The organism is Bifidobacterium dentium JCM 1195 = DSM 20436, assembly GCF_001042595.1.
Lineage (GTDB): Bacteria > Actinomycetota > Actinomycetes > Actinomycetales > Bifidobacteriaceae > Bifidobacterium > Bifidobacterium dentium.
This window is the reverse complement of sequence record NZ_AP012326.1, coordinates 967,813-986,372: the sequence shown is the minus strand read 5'-3', so window position 1 is coordinate 986,372 and position 18,560 is coordinate 967,813. Positions and strand designations below refer to the sequence as shown.

The 18,560-nt window shown below is 59.3% G+C and carries 17 protein-coding genes; 9 read left to right on the top strand and 8 right to left on the bottom strand.

Features of this window, described 5'->3' with window-relative positions:
• Nucleotides 1-27: 27 nt before the first annotated feature.
• The 3 genes from BBDE_RS04190 to BBDE_RS04180 all read right to left on the bottom strand — a co-directional run bounded on the left by BBDE_RS04190 (nucleotide 28) and on the right by BBDE_RS04180 (nucleotide 3,777).
• Nucleotides 28-2,442 carry a carbon starvation CstA family protein gene (locus BBDE_RS04190; protein ID WP_003840629.1) on the bottom strand — a complete coding sequence of 805 codons (2,415 nt, stop codon included), beginning with the start codon at nucleotides 2,440-2,442 and terminating at the stop codon, nucleotides 28-30.
• Between the two features lie 229 nt (nucleotides 2,443-2,671).
• On the bottom strand, nucleotides 2,672-3,010 hold the full coding sequence (locus BBDE_RS04185) for a branched-chain amino acid transporter permease (RefSeq protein ID WP_003840631.1): 339 nt from the start codon (nucleotides 3,008-3,010) through the stop codon (nucleotides 2,672-2,674).
• Complete coding sequence (locus tag BBDE_RS04180) at nucleotides 3,007-3,777, bottom strand: AzlC family ABC transporter permease (RefSeq protein ID WP_003840632.1); 771 nt, start codon at nucleotides 3,775-3,777, stop codon at nucleotides 3,007-3,009. The genes BBDE_RS04185 and BBDE_RS04180 overlap by 4 nt, the downstream gene beginning before the upstream one ends.
• A 161-nt stretch (nucleotides 3,778-3,938) precedes the next feature.
• Here BBDE_RS04180 and BBDE_RS04175 point away from each other — a divergent pair, with 161 nt between their 5' ends.
• The gene (locus BBDE_RS04175) at nucleotides 3,939-4,454 is read left to right on the top strand and encodes an NAD(P)H-dependent oxidoreductase (RefSeq protein WP_003840634.1); all 516 of its coding nucleotides are present in this window, start codon (nucleotides 3,939-3,941) and stop codon (nucleotides 4,452-4,454) included.
• 161 nt (nucleotides 4,455-4,615) lie between these two features.
• Nucleotides 4,616-5,200: a sugar O-acetyltransferase gene (locus BBDE_RS04170; RefSeq protein ID WP_033489265.1), complete on the top strand. Its 585-nt coding sequence runs from the start codon at nucleotides 4,616-4,618 to the stop codon at nucleotides 5,198-5,200.
• Between the two features lie 41 nt (nucleotides 5,201-5,241).
• Here BBDE_RS04170 and BBDE_RS04165 read toward each other — a convergent pair whose 3' ends face one another.
• Entirely contained in the window at nucleotides 5,242-6,138 is an 897-nt protein-coding gene (locus BBDE_RS04165) for a LysR family transcriptional regulator (RefSeq protein ID WP_003844161.1), read from the bottom strand.
• A 150-nt stretch (nucleotides 6,139-6,288) separates the two neighbouring features.
• Between BBDE_RS04165 and BBDE_RS04160 the strand changes: the two genes are divergently transcribed.
• Together BBDE_RS04160 and BBDE_RS04150 are read left to right on the top strand one after the other, a co-directional pair.
• Nucleotides 6,289-7,071 (top strand): SDR family oxidoreductase, encoded by a 783-nt coding sequence (locus BBDE_RS04160; protein WP_003840638.1) that lies wholly within the window; start codon nucleotides 6,289-6,291, stop codon nucleotides 7,069-7,071.
• A 169-nt stretch (nucleotides 7,072-7,240) separates the two neighbouring features.
• Nucleotides 7,241-7,756 carry a flavodoxin gene (locus BBDE_RS04150; protein ID WP_003840640.1) on the top strand — a complete coding sequence of 172 codons (516 nt, stop codon included), beginning with the start codon at nucleotides 7,241-7,243 and terminating at the stop codon, nucleotides 7,754-7,756.
• A gap of 10 nt (nucleotides 7,757-7,766) precedes the next feature.
• Here the strand turns inward: BBDE_RS04150 and BBDE_RS04145 are convergent, their stop codons facing one another.
• Nucleotides 7,767-8,276, bottom strand: coding sequence for a methylated-DNA--[protein]-cysteine S-methyltransferase (locus tag BBDE_RS04145; protein WP_003840644.1), 510 nt, complete (start codon nucleotides 8,274-8,276; stop codon nucleotides 7,767-7,769).
• Between the two features lie 201 nt (nucleotides 8,277-8,477).
• Between BBDE_RS04145 and BBDE_RS04140 the strand changes: the two genes are divergently transcribed.
• The 5 genes from BBDE_RS04140 (at nucleotide 8,478) to pgl (ending at nucleotide 13,609) form a co-directional block, all read left to right on the top strand.
• Nucleotides 8,478-9,269, top strand: a complete 792-nt coding sequence (locus BBDE_RS04140) for an SDR family NAD(P)-dependent oxidoreductase (RefSeq protein ID WP_003840645.1) — start codon at nucleotides 8,478-8,480, stop codon at nucleotides 9,267-9,269.
• A 214-nt stretch (nucleotides 9,270-9,483) separates the two neighbouring features.
• Nucleotides 9,484-10,152: a RibD family protein gene (locus BBDE_RS04135; RefSeq protein WP_012902061.1), complete on the top strand. Its 669-nt coding sequence runs from the start codon at nucleotides 9,484-9,486 to the stop codon at nucleotides 10,150-10,152.
• Nucleotides 10,153-10,259: 107 nt separating this feature from the next.
• Complete coding sequence (gene zwf / locus BBDE_RS04130) at nucleotides 10,260-11,831, top strand: glucose-6-phosphate dehydrogenase (RefSeq protein WP_033489263.1); 1,572 nt, start codon at nucleotides 10,260-10,262, stop codon at nucleotides 11,829-11,831.
• Nucleotides 11,828-12,787, top strand: a complete 960-nt coding sequence (locus tag BBDE_RS04125) for a glucose-6-phosphate dehydrogenase assembly protein OpcA (RefSeq protein WP_003840651.1) — start codon at nucleotides 11,828-11,830, stop codon at nucleotides 12,785-12,787. Before zwf ends, BBDE_RS04125 begins: the two co-directional genes overlap by 4 nt.
• A 30-nt stretch (nucleotides 12,788-12,817) precedes the next feature.
• Nucleotides 12,818-13,609, top strand: a complete 792-nt coding sequence (gene pgl, locus BBDE_RS04120) for a 6-phosphogluconolactonase (protein WP_003840653.1) — start codon at nucleotides 12,818-12,820, stop codon at nucleotides 13,607-13,609.
• Nucleotides 13,610-13,709: 100 nt separating this feature from the next.
• Here pgl and gndA read toward each other — a convergent pair whose 3' ends face one another.
• The 3 genes from gndA to BBDE_RS04105 form a co-directional block, all read right to left on the bottom strand.
• Nucleotides 13,710-15,158 carry an NADP-dependent phosphogluconate dehydrogenase gene (gene gndA / locus BBDE_RS04115; RefSeq protein ID WP_003840654.1) on the bottom strand — a complete coding sequence of 483 codons (1,449 nt, stop codon included), beginning with the start codon at nucleotides 15,156-15,158 and terminating at the stop codon, nucleotides 13,710-13,712.
• Nucleotides 15,159-15,265: 107 nt separating this feature from the next.
• Nucleotides 15,266-15,880 carry a Type 1 glutamine amidotransferase-like domain-containing protein gene (locus tag BBDE_RS04110; RefSeq protein ID WP_003842336.1) on the bottom strand — a complete coding sequence of 205 codons (615 nt, stop codon included), beginning with the start codon at nucleotides 15,878-15,880 and terminating at the stop codon, nucleotides 15,266-15,268.
• 116 nt (nucleotides 15,881-15,996) lie between these two features.
• Nucleotides 15,997-18,552, bottom strand: coding sequence for a bifunctional lysylphosphatidylglycerol flippase/synthetase MprF (locus tag BBDE_RS04105; protein ID WP_033489211.1), 2,556 nt, complete (start codon nucleotides 18,550-18,552; stop codon nucleotides 15,997-15,999).
• Nucleotides 18,553-18,560 lie beyond the last annotated feature (8 nt).

Genomic DNA, 18,560 nt, shown 5'->3' with positions numbered 1-18,560 from the left:
ACAGCGTCGCCACCAACCGTCGCGACATCAGGCGGCCGCCTTGCTTTCGTGGGCCAGCTCATAGGACTTGGCCGCATACTCGCGGGCGACTTTCTTCTCGAGAGATGTGGCGATCAGGCTGGACGGAGCGAACCATTCGGATTCGACGAACGGATCCTCGGACGTGGTTTCCACACCGAACTTGCCCGCCTTGAGGGTCTTCACGATTACCACGACGCCGCAAATCAGGAAAGTGGCCATCATGATGAAGAAGAACACGGACAGCACGCCGTCGAGATAGGCGTTGGACAGCGATGCCTTGGCATTGGCCAATGCCTCGCCAGTCAGTTCTCCGGAGTCGATCTTGGTCTGCCAGGTCTTGGCCGCGGCGAAATAGCCGATCTTGGAATCGAAGATCTTCTGGAAGTCGGCGGTGAAAGTCACGGCCACGTCCCACACCAGCGGCACGACCGGAATCCATGCGTACTTGGCGCGGCCCATCTTGACCACGCATACCGTCACCAACATGAAGCAGGCGGCGGCAAGTAGCTGGTTGGAGATGCCGAAGATCGGAACCATGGCATTGATGCCGCCGTTGGCGTCGGAAACGCCCATGTACAGCATGGTGCCCCACAACGCAGTGGCGATCAGCGTAGTGATGATGTTGCCCGGACGCCAAGTCGGATCGCCGAACTTCTTGAGCCTCTTGGCGTTGGCAAGCATCTCGCCGATCTGATAGCGGGCGACGCGGGTGCCGTTGTCGACGGTGGTGAGAATGAACAGCGCTTCGAACATGATGGCGAAGTGGTACCAGAAGGCCATGGAGTTCTGTCCACCGAGATAGGACTTCAGGAAGGAGGCCATGCCCATGGCGAAGGTGGTGGCGCCACCGGTACGGGACACGATGGACTTCTCACCGATATCGGAAGCGGCCTGCTTCAGGGCCTCGGCGCCTTCATAGGTCTTGACGTCGCCGTTGGAGTCCTCGGAATCCCAGGTGACCTTCATCTGGTTGCCTTCGATGTCGGAGACCTTCATCGAACCCACTGCCTTGACGGCGGCATCGGCCTGCTCGTCGGCGGTGGAGGTGGAAGTGATGGTCACACCGGAAGCGGCGGAGATCTGGGCTGCGGACATGTTGGTGGAGAAGTACACGCCCTGGGAAATGGTGATGGCCGCAATCAGTGCGATGACGGCGGTGAAGGATTCGACCAGCATGGAGCCGTAGCCGATCATGCGGATCTGGTTCTCCTTCTCCAGGGCCTTCGGGGTCAGGCCGGAGCTCACTGCGCCGTGGAAGCCGGAAAGGGCACCGCAGGCGATGGTGATGAATAGGAACGGGAACAGGTTGCCGGAGAAGGTCGGCCCGGTCGACGTGGAGGCGAGCTCGGTCAGACCCGGCACCTTGACTGACGGATTGGCGATGATGATGCCGATGACGAGCAGCACCAAGGTGCCGATCTTCATCAAGGTGGACAGATAGTCTCGCGGAGTGACAAGCAACCAGTGCGGCAGAGCGGCCGCGCAGAAGGAGTAGATCACCAGAGCGATGACCAGTTCCTTGGCGGACAGGGTGAAGATCGGAGCAAGCACCGGGGAATCGGCGATCCAGCCACCGGCCACGATGTCAAGCACGAGCAGCACGAAGCCGAGGACAGTGGTTTCGATGACGCGTCCCGGACGCAGGAAGCGCTGGTAGCAACCCATGATCAGTGCGATCGGGATGGTCATGCCGATGGAGAACACGGCCCACGGCGAGGCGGCCATGGCCTTGATGGCCACAAGGGCGAGGAACGCCATGGCGATGGCGGTCATGACGACCAGGAAGATCGACAGCACCATGCCACCGAACTTGCCCATCTCGTCGGCGGCCATCTGGCCGAAGGAACGGCCGCGGCGCTTGGCGGAAATCCACAGCATGAGCATGTCCTGCACGGCACCGGCGAAGATCACGCCGAGAATGATCCACAGCACGGACGGCAGATAACCCATCTGAGCGGCCAGAATCGGGCCGACGAGCGGGCCCGCGCCGGAAATGCCGGCGAAGTGCTGTCCGAAAAGTACGCGGCGATCGGCGCGTTCGAAGTTGGCGCCATCATGCACACGCTCGGCCGGGGTGGCGTTCGCGTCATCGGTGCGCATGATTCTAATCTGAATGTAATACGCATAGAAACGGTATGCGATGGCATAGGAGCAGATGGCCACGACCACGAACCAGATGGCGCTGATCTGCTCGCCACGGGACACGGCCAGAATGGCCCAGCCAATGGCGCACACAATGGAAATGGCGGCCCACAGCAAGGCCTTTGGCCAAGTCCATACCATCTTCGGCTTCACGCCGACCGGTAGGCCTTTCGAATTGCGAATGACGCGTTGCGCCTCTTCCGGCGTATAGTCATCCTTGAACTCCAGCTTGCCGGGCGCAGGGACCTGGGCGCCGGCAGTGCTTGCTGCACTAGTCATTATCGTTCTCTCTCAATTAACTGTTGGGTTTAGCCGGATTCGAGTAATCGAACCCTTCTTGCTTGTGGCTAAGGCAACAGCGTAAGCGAGAGAAATGTATTTCTGAGTTACTTCTCACGATATGGGACATGCCAGGGGGCTATGGACGGGATGGCCCGCAATTGTTACGGACCGCCCTGTCGCCACACTCGTTCGATGATGACAGCGCCACACCACATCATGCTCGCATCTACGCGACGAATGTCAGTTGGATGAGCAGCATGTAGACGATGGTGCCGCCCGCAATCGACAGCAGCATGTTCCTCTTCCATAGGTGCAGCAACACGATCACGATGATGGCGATCGCCTCGGGAATGCCGTGGTTGCCGGAAAGCGGCTGTACTCCCTTCAACGAATAGACGACAAGCAGGCCGGTCATGGCATACGGCAACACTTTGCCAAGATACTCAATGACACGTGGCGGTTGTTTGGATTCGGGGAACAGCAGGAACGGCAGGAATCGAGTGACGACGGTGCCGAGCACCGCCATCAGCACAGTTACGACGCCCTGCCAGGTAGTCATGATCATCTCGCGCGATTCTCCCGTTCGTCGAATCCCCCGTCGGTTTTCAAATCGCCAAGATACGGCCGGACCATGAGAAACATCACCAGCATGGCGAGCAACGAGGGAATCATGAAATCGTCGGCTCCGAACAGCGCCAGACAGATGACCGGCACGACGATGCCGGTCAAAGCGGCCATATGACTTCTGCGCTTCGAATTCATCCACTGGTCCACGAAGATGACCACGAACAACGCGGTCATCACGAAATCCAATCCGGAGGTATCGAAGGTCAGCCGTCCGCCGACGATGCCGCCGACGGTGGCTCCAAGGACCCATGATGACTGATCGAGCAGCGATACGAAGAAGTAAAACCAGCCACGATCCACACCATCGGGAATCCGTACGCTATTGTTGACGGCGAAGGTTTCATCGCACATGGCGTAGATAAGGTACGGCTTCTTCAGCCCCATGCTCTTGAATCTGCCAAGCATGGAGATGCCGTAAAACACATGACGGGTGCCCATCATCACCGCAAGCATCAGTGTGGCGAGGGGATTGAAGGCGGAGACCAGCAGGTTCACGGTAACGAATTCCATGGAGCCCGTAAAGATGAACGCACTCATGCACATGGGCCACAGGAACGAGAAACCCCGGGTGCCCATCAGCAGGCCATACGACATGGCAAGGAAAAAGAAGCTAATGCAAATCGGCAGCACCTTGGGCACGGCGGCCCGCAAGGCCCTGGTCTTCACGCCTTCCCCCTGCCGCACCGGCATCTCCTCCTTCATCATCGCGCCCGACGAATCCTTCGAGAATCACACTAATGGCACCATCGTCGCACAAACGCCCATCGACTATCGACGCTGCTTATGACGGGTTTAATAAGGGCGGCCACCCTACTATGCTCATATATGAATCCACCACTGTGGACTCGCAAAGCTAAGGAGTATCGATGAAGACGCTGGTACTGGTGTTCCATCCGCATCTGGAAAAGTCGCAGGTCAATCGCAAGCTCATGGACATCGCCAATGAGACCGGTGACGTAACCGTAATCGACGAGTATGCCGAATATCCGGATTTCCACATCAATGTGGAGCGCGAGCAGAAGCTCATCGAATCGCATGACCGTATCGTGCTGCAATTCCCCTTCTATTGGTATAGCTCCCCCGCATTGCTCAAACAATGGGAGGATGCGGTGCTGCAGGCCGGTTGGGCGTATGGCGGTGGACACGCACTGGAAGGTAAGGAATTCATGGTGGCCGTCTCCACCGGTTCTCCGGCGGATTCGTATACCCGTGAAGGCAGCCACGTACGTACCATGGAGGAGCTGCTCTCCCCGTTCGAAACGACGTTCCGCCACGTGCATGCCACGTATCTCAAGCCGTTCCTGATTCAGGGCGTCGCCACCTCCACCGAGGCGCAGATCGATCAGGCCGTCGCCCAGTATCCGGCGGCGCTGGTCGACTGACTCTCGTCCGGCATCCGCCTCGGTCGTCAGGCATGGATTTGCGTTGGCATGCATAAAACGCATGTCAACGCGCCCATCACGCACATTGGTTTGCCTGCGATTTCGGTTCCATAATGAGGTCCGCACCAACATCGGCAAAATACGATTCGAAGGATTTCATGATGGAATACGGCAAAGGCCATGTATACGAACTGATGGACCAAGGCGGTCCGACCGACAACCGCGAACCGTACTTCAAAGAGGCGGTCGACGAGATGATGCGCGCCCGTACGCTGTGCGCGAAAGCGAACGCAACCCTGCCCGACGACCCAAGCTACGTCGGTCATCTCGAGGAGCTGTTCGGCCGCAAGCTCGACGATGTGCGCATCCTGACGCCGTTCACCTGCGACTTCGGCAACCGCGTGACGTTTGGCAAAGGCGTGTTCATCAATCATTCCGCCATCCTGTCCGCTTCGGGCGGCATTGAGTTCGGCGACGGAGTACAAGTGGCGCCGGGCGTTCGCATCGCGACCATCAACCATGATTTCAACGCGCGCCATTCCATGTATACCTATGGCAGGGTGACCATCAAGAAAAACGCGTGGATCGGCATGAACGTAACCATCTGCCCCGGTGTGACCATCGGTGAATACGCGGTGGTCGGCGCCGGCGCCGTCGTCACCAAAGACGTTCCCGACTATGGGGTCGCCGTAGGAACCCCCGCAAAGGTCATCAAGATGCTCGATCCGAACGAGCAGCAGGAGTAGCCCCGGCCGGATGGCGGATTCCTCCGTCCCGGAACACCCACCTAGCCTTCGGCCATCTTCGCCACCACCTCGCGTACACAGGTAAGGAAGGCCTGTGCGGACGGGGTAAGCGGCTGGTCCTTCTTCCACGCCATATGGAGCGCGACATGTACGGGTGGGTCAAACGGACGGAAACATAGTCCGCTTCCCTCGCCCGTGTCCACCAATCCTCCGAGGCTCATGGCATAGCCGTATCCGGCACGCACGAATCGGCTGGCGTTATAGGCCAGATTCATGGTGCCGACGATGTGGTAAGGCCTTAAATCGGCACCATACCAACCCGACAGGTCACGCCTGACCAACGCGCCCTTCGGTACGATCATCGGCAATCCCTGCAGGTCTTCGGCACGGATCCCATCCTTCGCCACCAACGGATCGTCCGATCGCATGAGCACGCCCATCTGATCTCCGCCCGGCAACGGAAAATGGTCATAGCGGCCCATATCGGTCGGCTGCACGAGCACACCGAAATCGGCCAACCCATTGTTAAGCCGTTCCACGATGTTTTCGCCGTAGTCATCATGCAGCTGCACACGGATGCCGGGATGCAGCTCCCGAACATGCACGGCGGCCTTGGCAAGCACATCCATGACCGAAGATTGAGCGGCCGCGATATGCACGTCGCCCTCAATCTCCTCGCCAGAAGCGATTTCGGATTTGGTGCGGTCAGCGAGCTCCACGATTTCGCGCGCACGCCGGTACAGCAGTTGCCCTTCATGCGTCAGCTCCAACGCACGCCCACGATTGCCTCGTACGAACAGCGTGGCACCCATCTCTTCTTCCAGGTCTTTGATCTGCCGAGACAACGCCGGCTGGCTGATACGCAGTACGTCGGAGGCGGCGGTGACGCCCTCTTCCTGCACTACCGCGATAAAATTGCGCAATATTTTGATTTCCATAATCGTCTCGTTCCGCCGCCCACTATGCATCAACACATTAAGTATATGCATTTTTTCGATTAATTACTATTGCTGATTTGTATTTGTTATATCTTCCTTCCGACCATACGATGACAGCAGTACGCAGCGCTCATCATCGGAGGAATTGAAATGACCAAACCAACCCATGTTCTATTTGTCGGTGCAACCGGCAGCATCGGGCGGCTAGCCGTGGCAGAAGGATTGGCCCAGGGCTATCAGGTGCGCGCCTTGGTGCGTGACACAAGTCGCGCACACTTTGATGCCCGTGTAAACATGTTCGAAGGCGATTTGACCAGCATCGAATCACTGAAAAGCGCATTGGACGGCATCAATGGCATCGTATTCACCATGGGTGCGCACGACGGTCCTTCGATGATCGAAAAGATCGATTACGGCGCGGTGCGCAACACCCTGCTCGCCTTGGATGGGCGTAAGGTGCGCATCGCCCTGATGACGGCGATCGGCGTGACCTACATGGATTCGAAATACAACCGTGACTATCAGGCGCACGATTGGAAACGACGTTCCGAACGTCTGGTGCGCACCAGCGGCAACGAATACACCATCGTGCGCCCCGGCTGGTTCGACTACAACGATTCCGACCAGCAACGACTCGTATTCCTGCAGGGTGACACGCATCGTCACGCAAGTCCCGAAGACGGCGCAGTCGCACGCGCACAGATTGCGCGCGTACTGGTGTCGGCGCTGGGCAGCGACGAAGCCGACCACAAAACGTTGGAGCTTATCGCCGAGCAAGGCCCGGCACAAGCCGACCTGTCTCCCCTGTTCGAAGGCTTGGAGCCGGATGCGGCCGGCTCGTTCGACGGCGTGCATGACGAGGCAAACTTCCCGCTCTCCGCCCAGCCCAAACGCGTGCTCAGGGATCTCGACACGATCCAGTCACTGGCCTGACCACGAAAGCCCCATGACGTTGGGACGGCGGAAGACCATGAACGCTCGCAAAGCACTTTCGACCTGTCTGTGCATCACCGCACTCACACTCGGCGGATGCGGATCGATACCCGATACGAAGCCCGAATCATCCAGACAAACAGCAACCAATTCATCGAAAGGAAGCAGCATGGTAGTGGTGTATTTTTCCCGCGCCGGCGAGAATTACGGCGTGGGCAACGTGAAAGTCGGCAACACGGCGAAACTTGCCGAGGCGATCGCCGAAGAGACCGACGCTCCGCTCATCGAGATCACCCGCAACGAACCCTATCCGGAAGGCTATGACGAGGCCACCAGCGTGGCACAGGACGAGCGACGAGACAACGCCCGCCCGCAAATCACGCTCAACGGCGACGCCGATGCCCTGGAATCGGCCGGCACCATATTCCTCGGTTACCCAATCTGGTGGGGCGATGCGCCGATGCCGATATACACGTTCCTCGAAGGACGCGATTGGGCGGGCAAGACCATCCATCCGTTCTGCACGCACGAAGGTAGCGGTTTGGGATCGACCCCAAACAACATTGCTGACGCCACCGGCGCAATCGTGAAGACCGGTCTTGCCGTGCGAGGCACCGACGCGCAGAACAACGCCGACAAAACCGCCAAGGCGGTCAGTGAATGGATTGCCAAGGCCGGTCTATGACCCTTCGTCATCAGTCCGGCTTTTCCAGCACACCTTCAAGCCGGAGAAGCCGGGCTTTGACATCGAGACCGCCCGCATAACCGGTAAGACTGCCGTCAGCACCGATGACACGGTGGCATGGCACTATGATGCCAACCGGGTTGTGGTGCACCGCACCGCCGACAGCCCGTGCCGAAACCTTGCGGCCGTCGGCATGTTTCGATTCCAACCGGTGCGCAAGCTCACCGTACGAAACGGTCTCGCCATAGGGGACCTCCCGCAGCAACGCCCAGATTTCCTCACGAAACGGCGTACCCTCCAGTCGAATCGGCACATGCACTTTCGGCTTACGCCCTGCGAAATATTCATCCAGCCAACGAAAGGCGAGTCCGAAAATCGGCAGGTCGTCCGTCCATACCGCATTGTCATCGTCAGCATCTTCCGTATGCCCGTCGAACCACAGTCCCAGTAGCGCTTCGCCGTCCGCAATCATCGTAATGCCGCCAATCGGCGAATCGTAATGCGTCTTGAACTTATCCACGCTTCACAACATACAAGGTCATCCAGATGCAGGTCAACCCCACCATCGACGGATACCCATTTGGCTTATAGATGGCGGATTCTTCGACTCATCCTAAGGTTAGGGGGTATGTGTCCAAGGTTATTTGGCTTTGATGGTGAAAGCATCCGCCACCTATAGTGGTGATACAACGATCAAGGTGGCCTGGACGAAGGAGCTGGCATGGGATACACGTTGATTACAGGAGCATCCAGTGGCATCGGGCGAGAGCTGGCCTCACTGTTCGCGGCGGATGGGCACGATCTGGTAATCACGGCCAGGAATCGAACCTCACTCGCCGAGGTGAAAAGCCTCCTAGAACGACGTTACGGCGTGCACGTCGAAACGTTCGCCATCGATCTGAGCGAAAACGACGCCCCGCTGAAACTGTACGACTACACGACCTCGCATGGCTTCATCATCGACCATCTGGTCAATAACGCCGGATTCGGTGAATGGACTGGGTTTCTGGACGGCACTTGGCGCCGACAGCATGAGATGATGCAACTCAACATGAACGCACTGGCCGAACTCACCTACCGATATGGGCGGGACATGCGCGATGCCGGTGCGGGGAGGATTCTCAACGTCTCATCAGTCGCCTCCATGATGGCCGGACCGTATATGGCCATGTATTTCGCGTCAAAGGCGTTCGTACGTTCGCTGTCCGAAGCGGTGGCGTATGAACTGCGCGGCACCGGCGTGACCGTGACCTGCGTATGCCCCGGTCCGACCGCAACCGGTTTCGAGAAAGCCGCAAAAATGAGCGGACGTAACTTCTTCACCATGACCAGACCCGCCACGGCCCGTCAGCTCGCCACCTATGCATACCACAAGATGTTGCGGGGTCGAACACTTGCCTACCACAGCATGTTCACGAAATCCGGCACCCTCGCCGAACGAGTACTCCCCCGCTGCCTGACCCGTCGCCTCGCCGCATTCATGAATGGTGGCGATCCGAAACGAAGGGGCTAGGCAACCCCACCCTTCAACGCCTCTTCTTCCGCATACGCCCGTTCCCCGTGTTCCAGCTGGCATTGCAGGAGTCATGCCGGACGATATCAGACGCCTTCAACCACACAGATTCAATAACGGAATTGCATGAATCGACATGTTTCATCGACATTGGATATGCGAAACACTTTGTCGTAGGCTTCCAGGCATACCAAGGGAAAGGAACGAGAACACCATGAGCAAACCTTACATCGTATGCCACATGATGATGTCGATCGATGGCCGCATCGACTGCGGCATGACCGTGCGACTGGCAGGCAATCATGAATACTATGAGACGCTGGCGGCGCTGAACGCCCCGACCCGTGTAAGCGGACGCGTCACCGCACAGCTGGAGATGGCCTCCGGGAAATTCCACGGCACCGGCAAGCCGCTCGGCCATGAGGCCTTCTCCAAGAAGACCGATGCCGAAGGGTACAACGTGATTCCCGACACCAGAGGCACGCTGAGCTGGTCGGATGATTCCGGCAGCGCCAAGCCACTGGTGATCCTGACCTGCGAGCAGGTATCCGAGGACTATCTGGCATTCCTGGATTCACGCAACATCTCGTGGATCGCCACGGGACGCGACCGCATCGACCTGGCACGCGCCAGCGAGATTCTCAACGAGGAATTCGGCGTGGAACGCATGGCCGTAGTCGGCGGAGGCACCATCAACGGCGGATTTCTCGACGCCGGACTGCTCGACGAGGTGAGCATCCTGATCGGCCCCGGCATCGATGGCCGCAAAGGCATGTCCGCCGCCTTCGATGGACTGCCGATGAACCACAGGCCCGTCGCCCTGAAACTCGAATCCGTCACTCCTTATGACGACGGCGCGGTCTGGTTGCGCTATTCGCTGTGACTTTCGGAACGGCTTTCCGCGAATCGCCGATGATTTGCGGGAAGCCACAAGACACAAAACCTTGACTGTTGGAATTGTCATGACATGGAGAGGATCCACGCGTTACTATGAATTGCATGACTGAAACCGTTTCATCCGTGCTTGACACCTCCGGCACGTGGACAAATCCTTTGCGAGATCCACGTGATCTGCGGCTTCCACGCATCGCGGGACCGTGCAGCATCGTGATCTTCGGCGTAACCGGCGACCTGTCACGTAACAAACTGCTTCCGGCAATCTACGACTTGGCTAACCGCGGCTTGTTGCCGCCGAGCTTCGGCCTGACCGGCTTTGCGCGCCGCGACTGGACCGAGGACCATTTCAAGGAGTTCGTCAAGGAAAACGTCGAGGCACATTGCCGCACGCCGTTCAAGGAATCGACTTGGAAGCAGCTGGCTGACGGCATCCGCTTCGTACAGGGCACGTTCGACGATCCGAAGGCGTTCGAGCGTCTTTCCGATACCGTGGCCGAACTTGACCGCGACCGCGGTACCCGAGGCAACCACGCCTTCTATATGTCGGTGCCGCCACGCGCATTTCCACAGGTCTCCCGCCAGCTGGCCGACTGCGGCCTGGCGAAGTCTTCGGAAGGCGCCTGGCGTCGTGTGATCATCGAAAAGCCATTCGGTCATGATCTGGCCAGCGCCAAGGAACTTGACCGTGTGGTCTCCGAGGTGTTCGACCCGTCGAGCGTATTCCGCATCGACCACTACCTTGGCAAGGAAACCGTACAGAACATGTTGGCGCTGCGCTTCGCAAACGCCATGTACGAGCCGATCTGGAACAACAACTACGTCGATCACGTGCAGATTACGCATGCCGAAGACATCGGCGTGGCCGGTCGCGCCGGCTATTACGATGGCATCGGCGCAGCACGTGACATCATCCAGAACCACTTGCTGCAGCTTATGGCGTTGACCGCCATGGAGGAGCCGGTCTCCTTCTCCGCCGCCGACCTGACGGCCGAAAAGACGAAGGTGCTTTCCGCTGTGCGCCTGCCGAAGGATCTGGCCGCGCATACGGCTCGCGGCCAATATGCGGCTGGATGGCAGGGATCGCACGAAGTGGTCGGCTATCTGGACGAAAAGGGCATCGATCCGGCGTCCACCACCGAAACGTATGCGGCGATCCGATTGGACGTCGATACTCGCCGTTGGGCCGGCGTGCCGTTCTATCTGCGTACCGGCAAACGACTGGGCAAGCGCGTTACGGAAATCGCCGTGGTGTTCAAACGTGCCCCGCATCTGCCGTTCGAATCGACGGCCACCAAGGAGCTCGGCAAGAACGCGATTGTGATCCGCGTGCAGCCCGACGAGGGCGTGACCATGCGTTTCGGCTCGAAGGTTCCTGGCGGCACCTCCATGGAGGTACGCGATGTGTCGATGGACTTCGGTTATGGCCGCTCGTTCACCGAATCCTCACCGGAAGCTTATGAACGTCTGATTCTCGACGTGCTGCTGGGCGATCCGCCGCTGTTTCCGACCACACGCGAGGTGGAACTGAGCTGGCAAATCCTCGATCCGATCGAGGAATTCTGGTCCACACTCGGCCAGCCGCAACCATATCGCTCCGGCACGTGGGGCCCGGAAGAGGCCGTTGAGATGCTTGCCCGCGACGGACACCGTTGGAGGATGCCATGATCATCATCATGCAAGACACCGAGACCCGTGAGATTTCGGCGAAAATCGATGAACTGCACGAGGAGCGCGGCGAAGCCGCCTTGGGTCGAGTGCTCACGCTGCTGATCTCCACGAACGAGGCGTCGCTGGAGCATGATCTCGAAGTGGCGAACAGCGCCAGCCGCGAACATCCATGCCGCGTAATCGCCATCGCACCGAGCTCACGCAAGGTGGAAACCGAAGAGCATGCCGATGGAGGGCATCACACCTTCCTCGACGCCGAAGTGCGATTCGGCTCCGATGCCGGCGCAGGTGAGATCATCGTATTGCGGCCACGCGGTGGCCTGGTGCATCATCCGGATACGTTGGTGATTCCGTTGTTGGTGCCGGATGCGCCGGTCGTGGCCTGGTGGCCAAACGAAGCTCCGGCGAACCTGTCGAAGGATCTGCTGGGTTCGATGGCCCGCAGCCGCATTACCGATGCGATGAACTCATCGAATCCGATGCGCACGATGGATGATCTGCGCCGCAACTGGTCGTCGAAGAACGTGGATATGTCGTGGACGCGTCTGACCGTGTGGCGCGCCATGCTTGCCTCCATGCTCGATCAGCCGCCGCATCTGCCGGTAAGCAGCGTGCGAGTGACCGGCCCGAAGGATTTCCTACCAATGGATTTGCTGGCCGCTTGGCTACGGTTGCGTCTGAACGTGCCGGTGGTCGTCGAGGACGTTCCGGGCGCAAAGGCCGTGACAGGCGTGTATCTGACCCGCGCCGACGGCGTGCTGAGTTTGGAACGCCCTTCCACCGATGACGGCGTAGCCGTGCAGAGCGTGCCCGGACAGTCTCCCCAGACCATCAGCGTACCTGCACGCACGATTGAAGAATGTCTGAGCGAGGAGCTCGGCCGTCTCTACCCCGACGAGATCTATGCCGAAGTCGTGACACAGGGCTGGGACCTCATCAATCCGACGCACTGAATCGAAACCCAAAAAACAAGGAATCCTTCAATGACGGAACGCAAGACTGTCGTATACCCGAATCCCGAAGTGCTGGCACAGGCCGTGGCGGCACGTACGTTGCTGACCATCGCCGATCTGCTGGCCGAGCCGAATCGTCAGCGCGTCGATATTGCCGTGACCGGCGGCACCGACGGCATCTATGTGCTGAAAGTCATGGGCGAAAGCCCTTTGGCCGAGGCCGTGGACTGGTCCCGCGTGCACGTGTGGTGGGGCGACGAACGCTTTGTGGCCGCCGACAGCGATGACCGCAATGCCAAGCAGGCTCGCGAGGCCTGGTTCGGCAAGCTCATCGAAGACGGCCGTATGCCGGCCGAGAACATTCATGAGATGCCGGCCGATGGACGCAGCGACGATGAAATCACCACCGCCACTCCGGAACAGACCGACGCCGTGCTGGCAGCCGCAGCAGCGGAATATCAGCGAGAGCTCATCGAACAGCTTGGCGACAAGCCGTCGCTCGATATCGCGATGTTCGGCGTTGGGCCGGACGCGCATTTCGCGTCCCTGTTCCCCGATCATGGTGAAGCCGAAATCAATGACCCGCATGTGCTGGTGGTCGGCGTGCGTGATTCGCCGAAACCGCCGCCACTGCGCGTGACACTGACTGTGCCGATGATCGCCCATTCGAAGCATACGTGGGTGTTCACTTCCGAGGAGCGCAAAGCCGATGCGGTACGGGCCGCCTTCGCTCGGCGCAACAATCCGCATGCGCCGAGCTCCTACGCCGATGGTGAGGAGCTGCTTTGGCTCATCGATGAAGATGCCGCTTCCAAGCTGTAAAGAGCCGCAAAGGAAGCTCCGAACAGGGATTGATGGCTTGGTATGAAAGAAGTCCCGCAGACCACCGTGGTCTGCGGGACTTCTTTCATACCAATCGAAATCAGGCTTCGATCTCGTTGCGTTCCTCGGTGGCCCACAGGGTGTGGAATGCACCCGGCTGGTCCACACGCTGGTAGGTGTGAGCACCGAAGTAATCACGCTGGCCCTGGATCAGAGCGGCAGGCAGACGCTTGGAACGCAGGCCGTCGAAGTACGAGAGCGACGATGCGAATGCCGGGGTCGGCAGGCCGTTGCGTGCGGCTTCGGCCACCACGTTGCGCCAGGAGCATTCGGCGGCTTCGATGGCGTTCTTGAAGTACGGTGCGAACAACAGCGACACATTGGCCTCACCGGATTCGAACGCTTCGGAGATGCGGTTGAGGAACTTCGCACGGATGATGCAGCCACCACGCCAGATGCGCGCCACAGCGGCCAGATCGATATCCCAATCGTATTCCTTGGCGGCGGTGGTGATTTCGTTGAAACCCTGCGCGTAGGCAACGATCTTGGAGGCGTAGAGGGCCTGGCGGATATCTTCGATGAAGGCCTTCTTCTCCTCGTCATTCAGGTCCAGCTCACCGTTCGGACCGGCGAAGCCCTGCTTCTGGGCCTCTTCGCGCAGGTCGGCTTCGGAGGACAGGCCTCGTGCGAACACGGCCTCGGCGATACCGGTGACCGGCACGGCCAAAGACAGTGCGGTCTGCACGGTCCAGGTGCCGGTGCCCTTCATGCCGGCGTGGTCCACGATCAGATCGACCAACGGCTTGCCGGTCTTCTTGTCGACCTGGTGCAGCACCTCGGCGGTGATTTCGATCAGGTAGGAGTCCAGTTCGGTCTTGTTCCACTCTTCGAACACGTCGCCGATTTCGGCAGGGGTCATGCCGAGGCCGCGACGCATGAGGTCGTAGCTTTCGGCGATGAGCTGCATGTCGGAGTATTCGATGCCATTGTGCACCATCTTGACGAAGTGGCCGGCACCGTTCAGACCAATGTGGGTCACGCACGGTTCGCCTTCGGCCTTGGCCGCGATGGACTCGAAGATCGGCTTGAGCGTCTTCCAGGATTCTTCGGAGCCGCCCGGCATCATGGAGGGGCCGAGCAGGGCGCCTTCCTCGCCTCCGGAAACGCCGCATCCGACGAAGTGCAGTCCGCGGGCGCTGATTTCCTTTTCACGGCGGATGGTGTCCGGGAAGTACGCGTTGCCTGCGTCGACGATGATGTCACCCGGCTCCATGAGATCGGCGAGCGCGTTGATCATGGCGTCGGTCGGCTCGCCTGCCTTGACCATGATGATGGCGGTGCGTGGCTTGACAAGGCTGTCGACGAACTCCTCGAGGGTTTTCGCCGGATAGAACTCGCCTTCGGTGCCGTGCTCGTTCATGAGCTTTTCGGTACGGCCGTAGGAGCGGTTGAACACGGCGACCTTGTTGCCGTGGTGTGCGAGATTGCGTGCGAGACTGCCGCCCATTGCGGCAAGGCCGACCACACCGACGTTTGCTTCAGCTGACATGCTGGTCCTCCGTCAAAAAATAAGTAGTACTTTATGAGCCGTCTTTCAGTCTAGACCCAAGCAACCCCAGCGACCATCCGTCATCTCATGGAGATTATCGCGCCTGATCACCTGCTGACGGTGATGTCCTTGCTGCCATGCACCACGACGGCCTGACGGTTGGTGATGGTGCGCAGGTCGGACGCATCGGCGTATCGACGGGCGATTTTGGCGGCCTTGCGGCCGAGGAACGGTCCGTGGCAATGCGGAACCACTCGGAAATCCACCAGTCCAAGACCCCGTGAATCATGCAGCAAAGGCGCTGCCTTCGCATCGTCCATATCGCGGATGTACCCGATATCGGGACCGGCCACCACCGCTCCCGCGGATTCGCCGATATACGGTTTGCCGTTCGTCACGGCCTCGGTGATGATCGTATCGGCCCCAGAACGGCGCATTTCCTGTAGCAGGAGAAAGGAATTGCCTCCACCCACGTAGATGATGTCGCTGGCTTCGATCACATCATGGATGAGCCCGTATGAGGCACTGGCTATGTCAAGGCTGTATATGCTCACATCCATACGCCGTAGGGCATGTTTGGCAAGACCCATGATCGGCGAGTACAGGCTCCCCTTGCTGGCGGTAGGGATGAACGCCACCGTTTTCGCCTTGAGTTCCGGCTCCACGCGAGGCAGCAGTCGACTGACCGGATTGAATGCCGAAACCAGCATCAGCTTCTTCACGATGACCTCGGTTCCGTTTCTGGCAATTGCGTTACTTGGTGTTTGCGCACTCACTATAACGCATTCGAATCGCGGGAACCTTGGGATTCGCGTTCGGAACAACCCGGCACAACGAATCAGTCGTGGGGCATGATGGTCTTGACGAAGCGCATCGCCTCGGCCGGTGTGAGCGAAGGAACGTAGGCCTGCGCCACGGCCAGCGAGATCTGCGGCAGCTTGGCTGCGTCCGGATAGCAGATGTACACCTTGGCTTCTTCGGGGTGGAACTTGAGCTTGAATCGGAACAGCGAGTGGAAGCCGTACGCGGGTTCCATGATGTCGGCGACCATCTGCAGGGCATGACGTAGCACGGCGCTTTCCTCGGCCCTGTCCGGATCGTCGCCCATACCGGCCAGTGGGGCCGCGGATAGGCTCATGAATTCCACGTCGCCTTCGTCGCGCAGACGTTCGGCCATGCGTGCGATGAGGAATTCCATGATGCCGTTGACGCTGTCGGTGCGGTGCCGCATGAAGTCAAGCGTCCAGCCGATCACCTTGCCGTCGCGGTAGGTCGGCAACCAGCTGGTCACACCGAGTACCTTGCCGCTTTCGTCGACCGCATAGAGCAGCTGCACACGGGAGTCGACCAGTTCGTCAAGGCCACCCAAGGTGAATCCCATCTCCGGTAACGCCTTTTCGCCTGCCCACTGCGCGGATATCTCACGGATCTGCGTCTGCACGGAGAACGGTGCCTCGCGGAAGGTGGTGAGCACATCGGTGATGCCGTCCCTTTTGGCCTTGTTGATGGCGGTGCGTACATCCTGCCATTTCTTGCCACGTGTCTGCCATGCGTTCGGATCGACGATCATTTCGGTACCGACATCAAGCGAGTCCCATCCGGCCGACAACAGCTCGTCACGCTGGGCCGCATGGATGCTGTAGAACACGGGCGTCCAGGAATGCTGGGCGCAGAATCGTGCGAAAGCGTGCAGGTCGTCGCGGTATTCGCTTGGATCGCCGAATGGACCGGTCACGGTCAACGCGATGCCGTAGGAGACGCGATAGGCGATGGCCGAGCGCCCGGTTGCGGAGAACCAGTAGTCGTTGCCGCTCCAAGTAGCCATGAACGACATGGATTCGCCTCCAAGCGGAATGATTTCGTCCACACGGTGCCGGGATGCATCGTTGACCATGGAACGGTCACGCAGACAATCCCACGCACAATACAGTGCCACGATCCAGAATACCGGGCCGACGCATTGATAGATGGCCTGGGACAGCCAACCGACCGGAATGAAGGCCGGTTCCACCCCGCTGAGCAGACCGATCGGCAGCAGACGCTGCACATAATCGGCAATCAATTCGAGCAACTGCGGCGTTTCGTTGAAGTCGGTGGGAACGCTCAGCCCGTAGCCGACGTAAAGCAGTCCCAGCAGGATGAAAGCGGAAAGCACGATCGCGACATCGCGCAGAATCGTTTCGCTCTTGGTACGGATCGTAAAGCATTGGCGGAATGCAATCACGACGATCGCGAAAATCAGCGGCAACGCCATTGTGGAAAACATCGCATGCAACGCGCCATGTCGTACCAGCGCGGTCATGGTATGGTCATCGGTCGCATACGACATCGGAATGACCAGATAGAACAGGAACGCCAACACGATCGTGCACGCATTGAAGACGACGCTCAGTACCGCCGCCAAGCGACGGCCACAATATAGCCCCCAGGCGATGAGCAACAGCATCAGCGTCGGCATGATGGAAACCAGCCAATTGCCCGGCATGGAGAAGCGCAACATACGGTACTGTGCGAAGCAGTTCACACGCGAGGTGCCATCCAGGCAGTAGAGCACCCTGCCGGTGTCGAACTCGGTCGATCCGGTCAGCAGGCCGAACATCGACAGCAGTCCGAAGGATTGGCGTGACGATACGGCCACCAGCGAGCCGATGGCCTGCACGCCGGCGACGACGCCGACCAATCGGCGCATCTCGTAGATCGCACCGTTGCGATAGGAGTCGCCTCGCCCGTCGGAGGCCATGAGATAGCCAAGCACATGACCGAGCAACGTCGCGGAAAGCAGACAGTAGTCACTGGCTTCACCGCGGTAGAGGAACATGATGAGCACGATGGCGTAGCCGATTACACGAATGCGGCGGCGCCACAGCACGGAAGTGAACGCACTGGCGCACATGAGCGTACCGGTCACCACGATCAGCGGCCCGAGAATCGCACCGTCACGGGAAATCGCATGCCACTGCGGACTATGGCTGGAGAGCAGGGAGCACAGCCCCATGCCGAGTGCGATGCCACCAAGCGTAGTGATGACGGACACCCACATGGTCTTGATCTTGCCGATCACCGATTCGGACAGGCCGAATGCGATGAGAATCAGCGGAATATCGATGACCAGACGCCCCAGATGCGACATGTACAGCATGGAGATGGGTGCCGTATACCATCTGCCGTGCGCCAACGCTTCGAAACTCACCTTGGCCAGGTGCGGAGGAAACTGCCAGTGCGCAACGGCGCAGACGATCCGGCTGATCACATTGACCAGCAGAATGAACAATGCGAAGCAGACGGTCAGCAGATGGTGGCGTATCCAATCCGCGATGTCGGCCAGCAGGGCCCGGAAGCCGAACAGCGGCTTCATCTTCTGTTGCTTTGCTTGCGTTTCAGTCATGGTGTCCATTCGTTTTC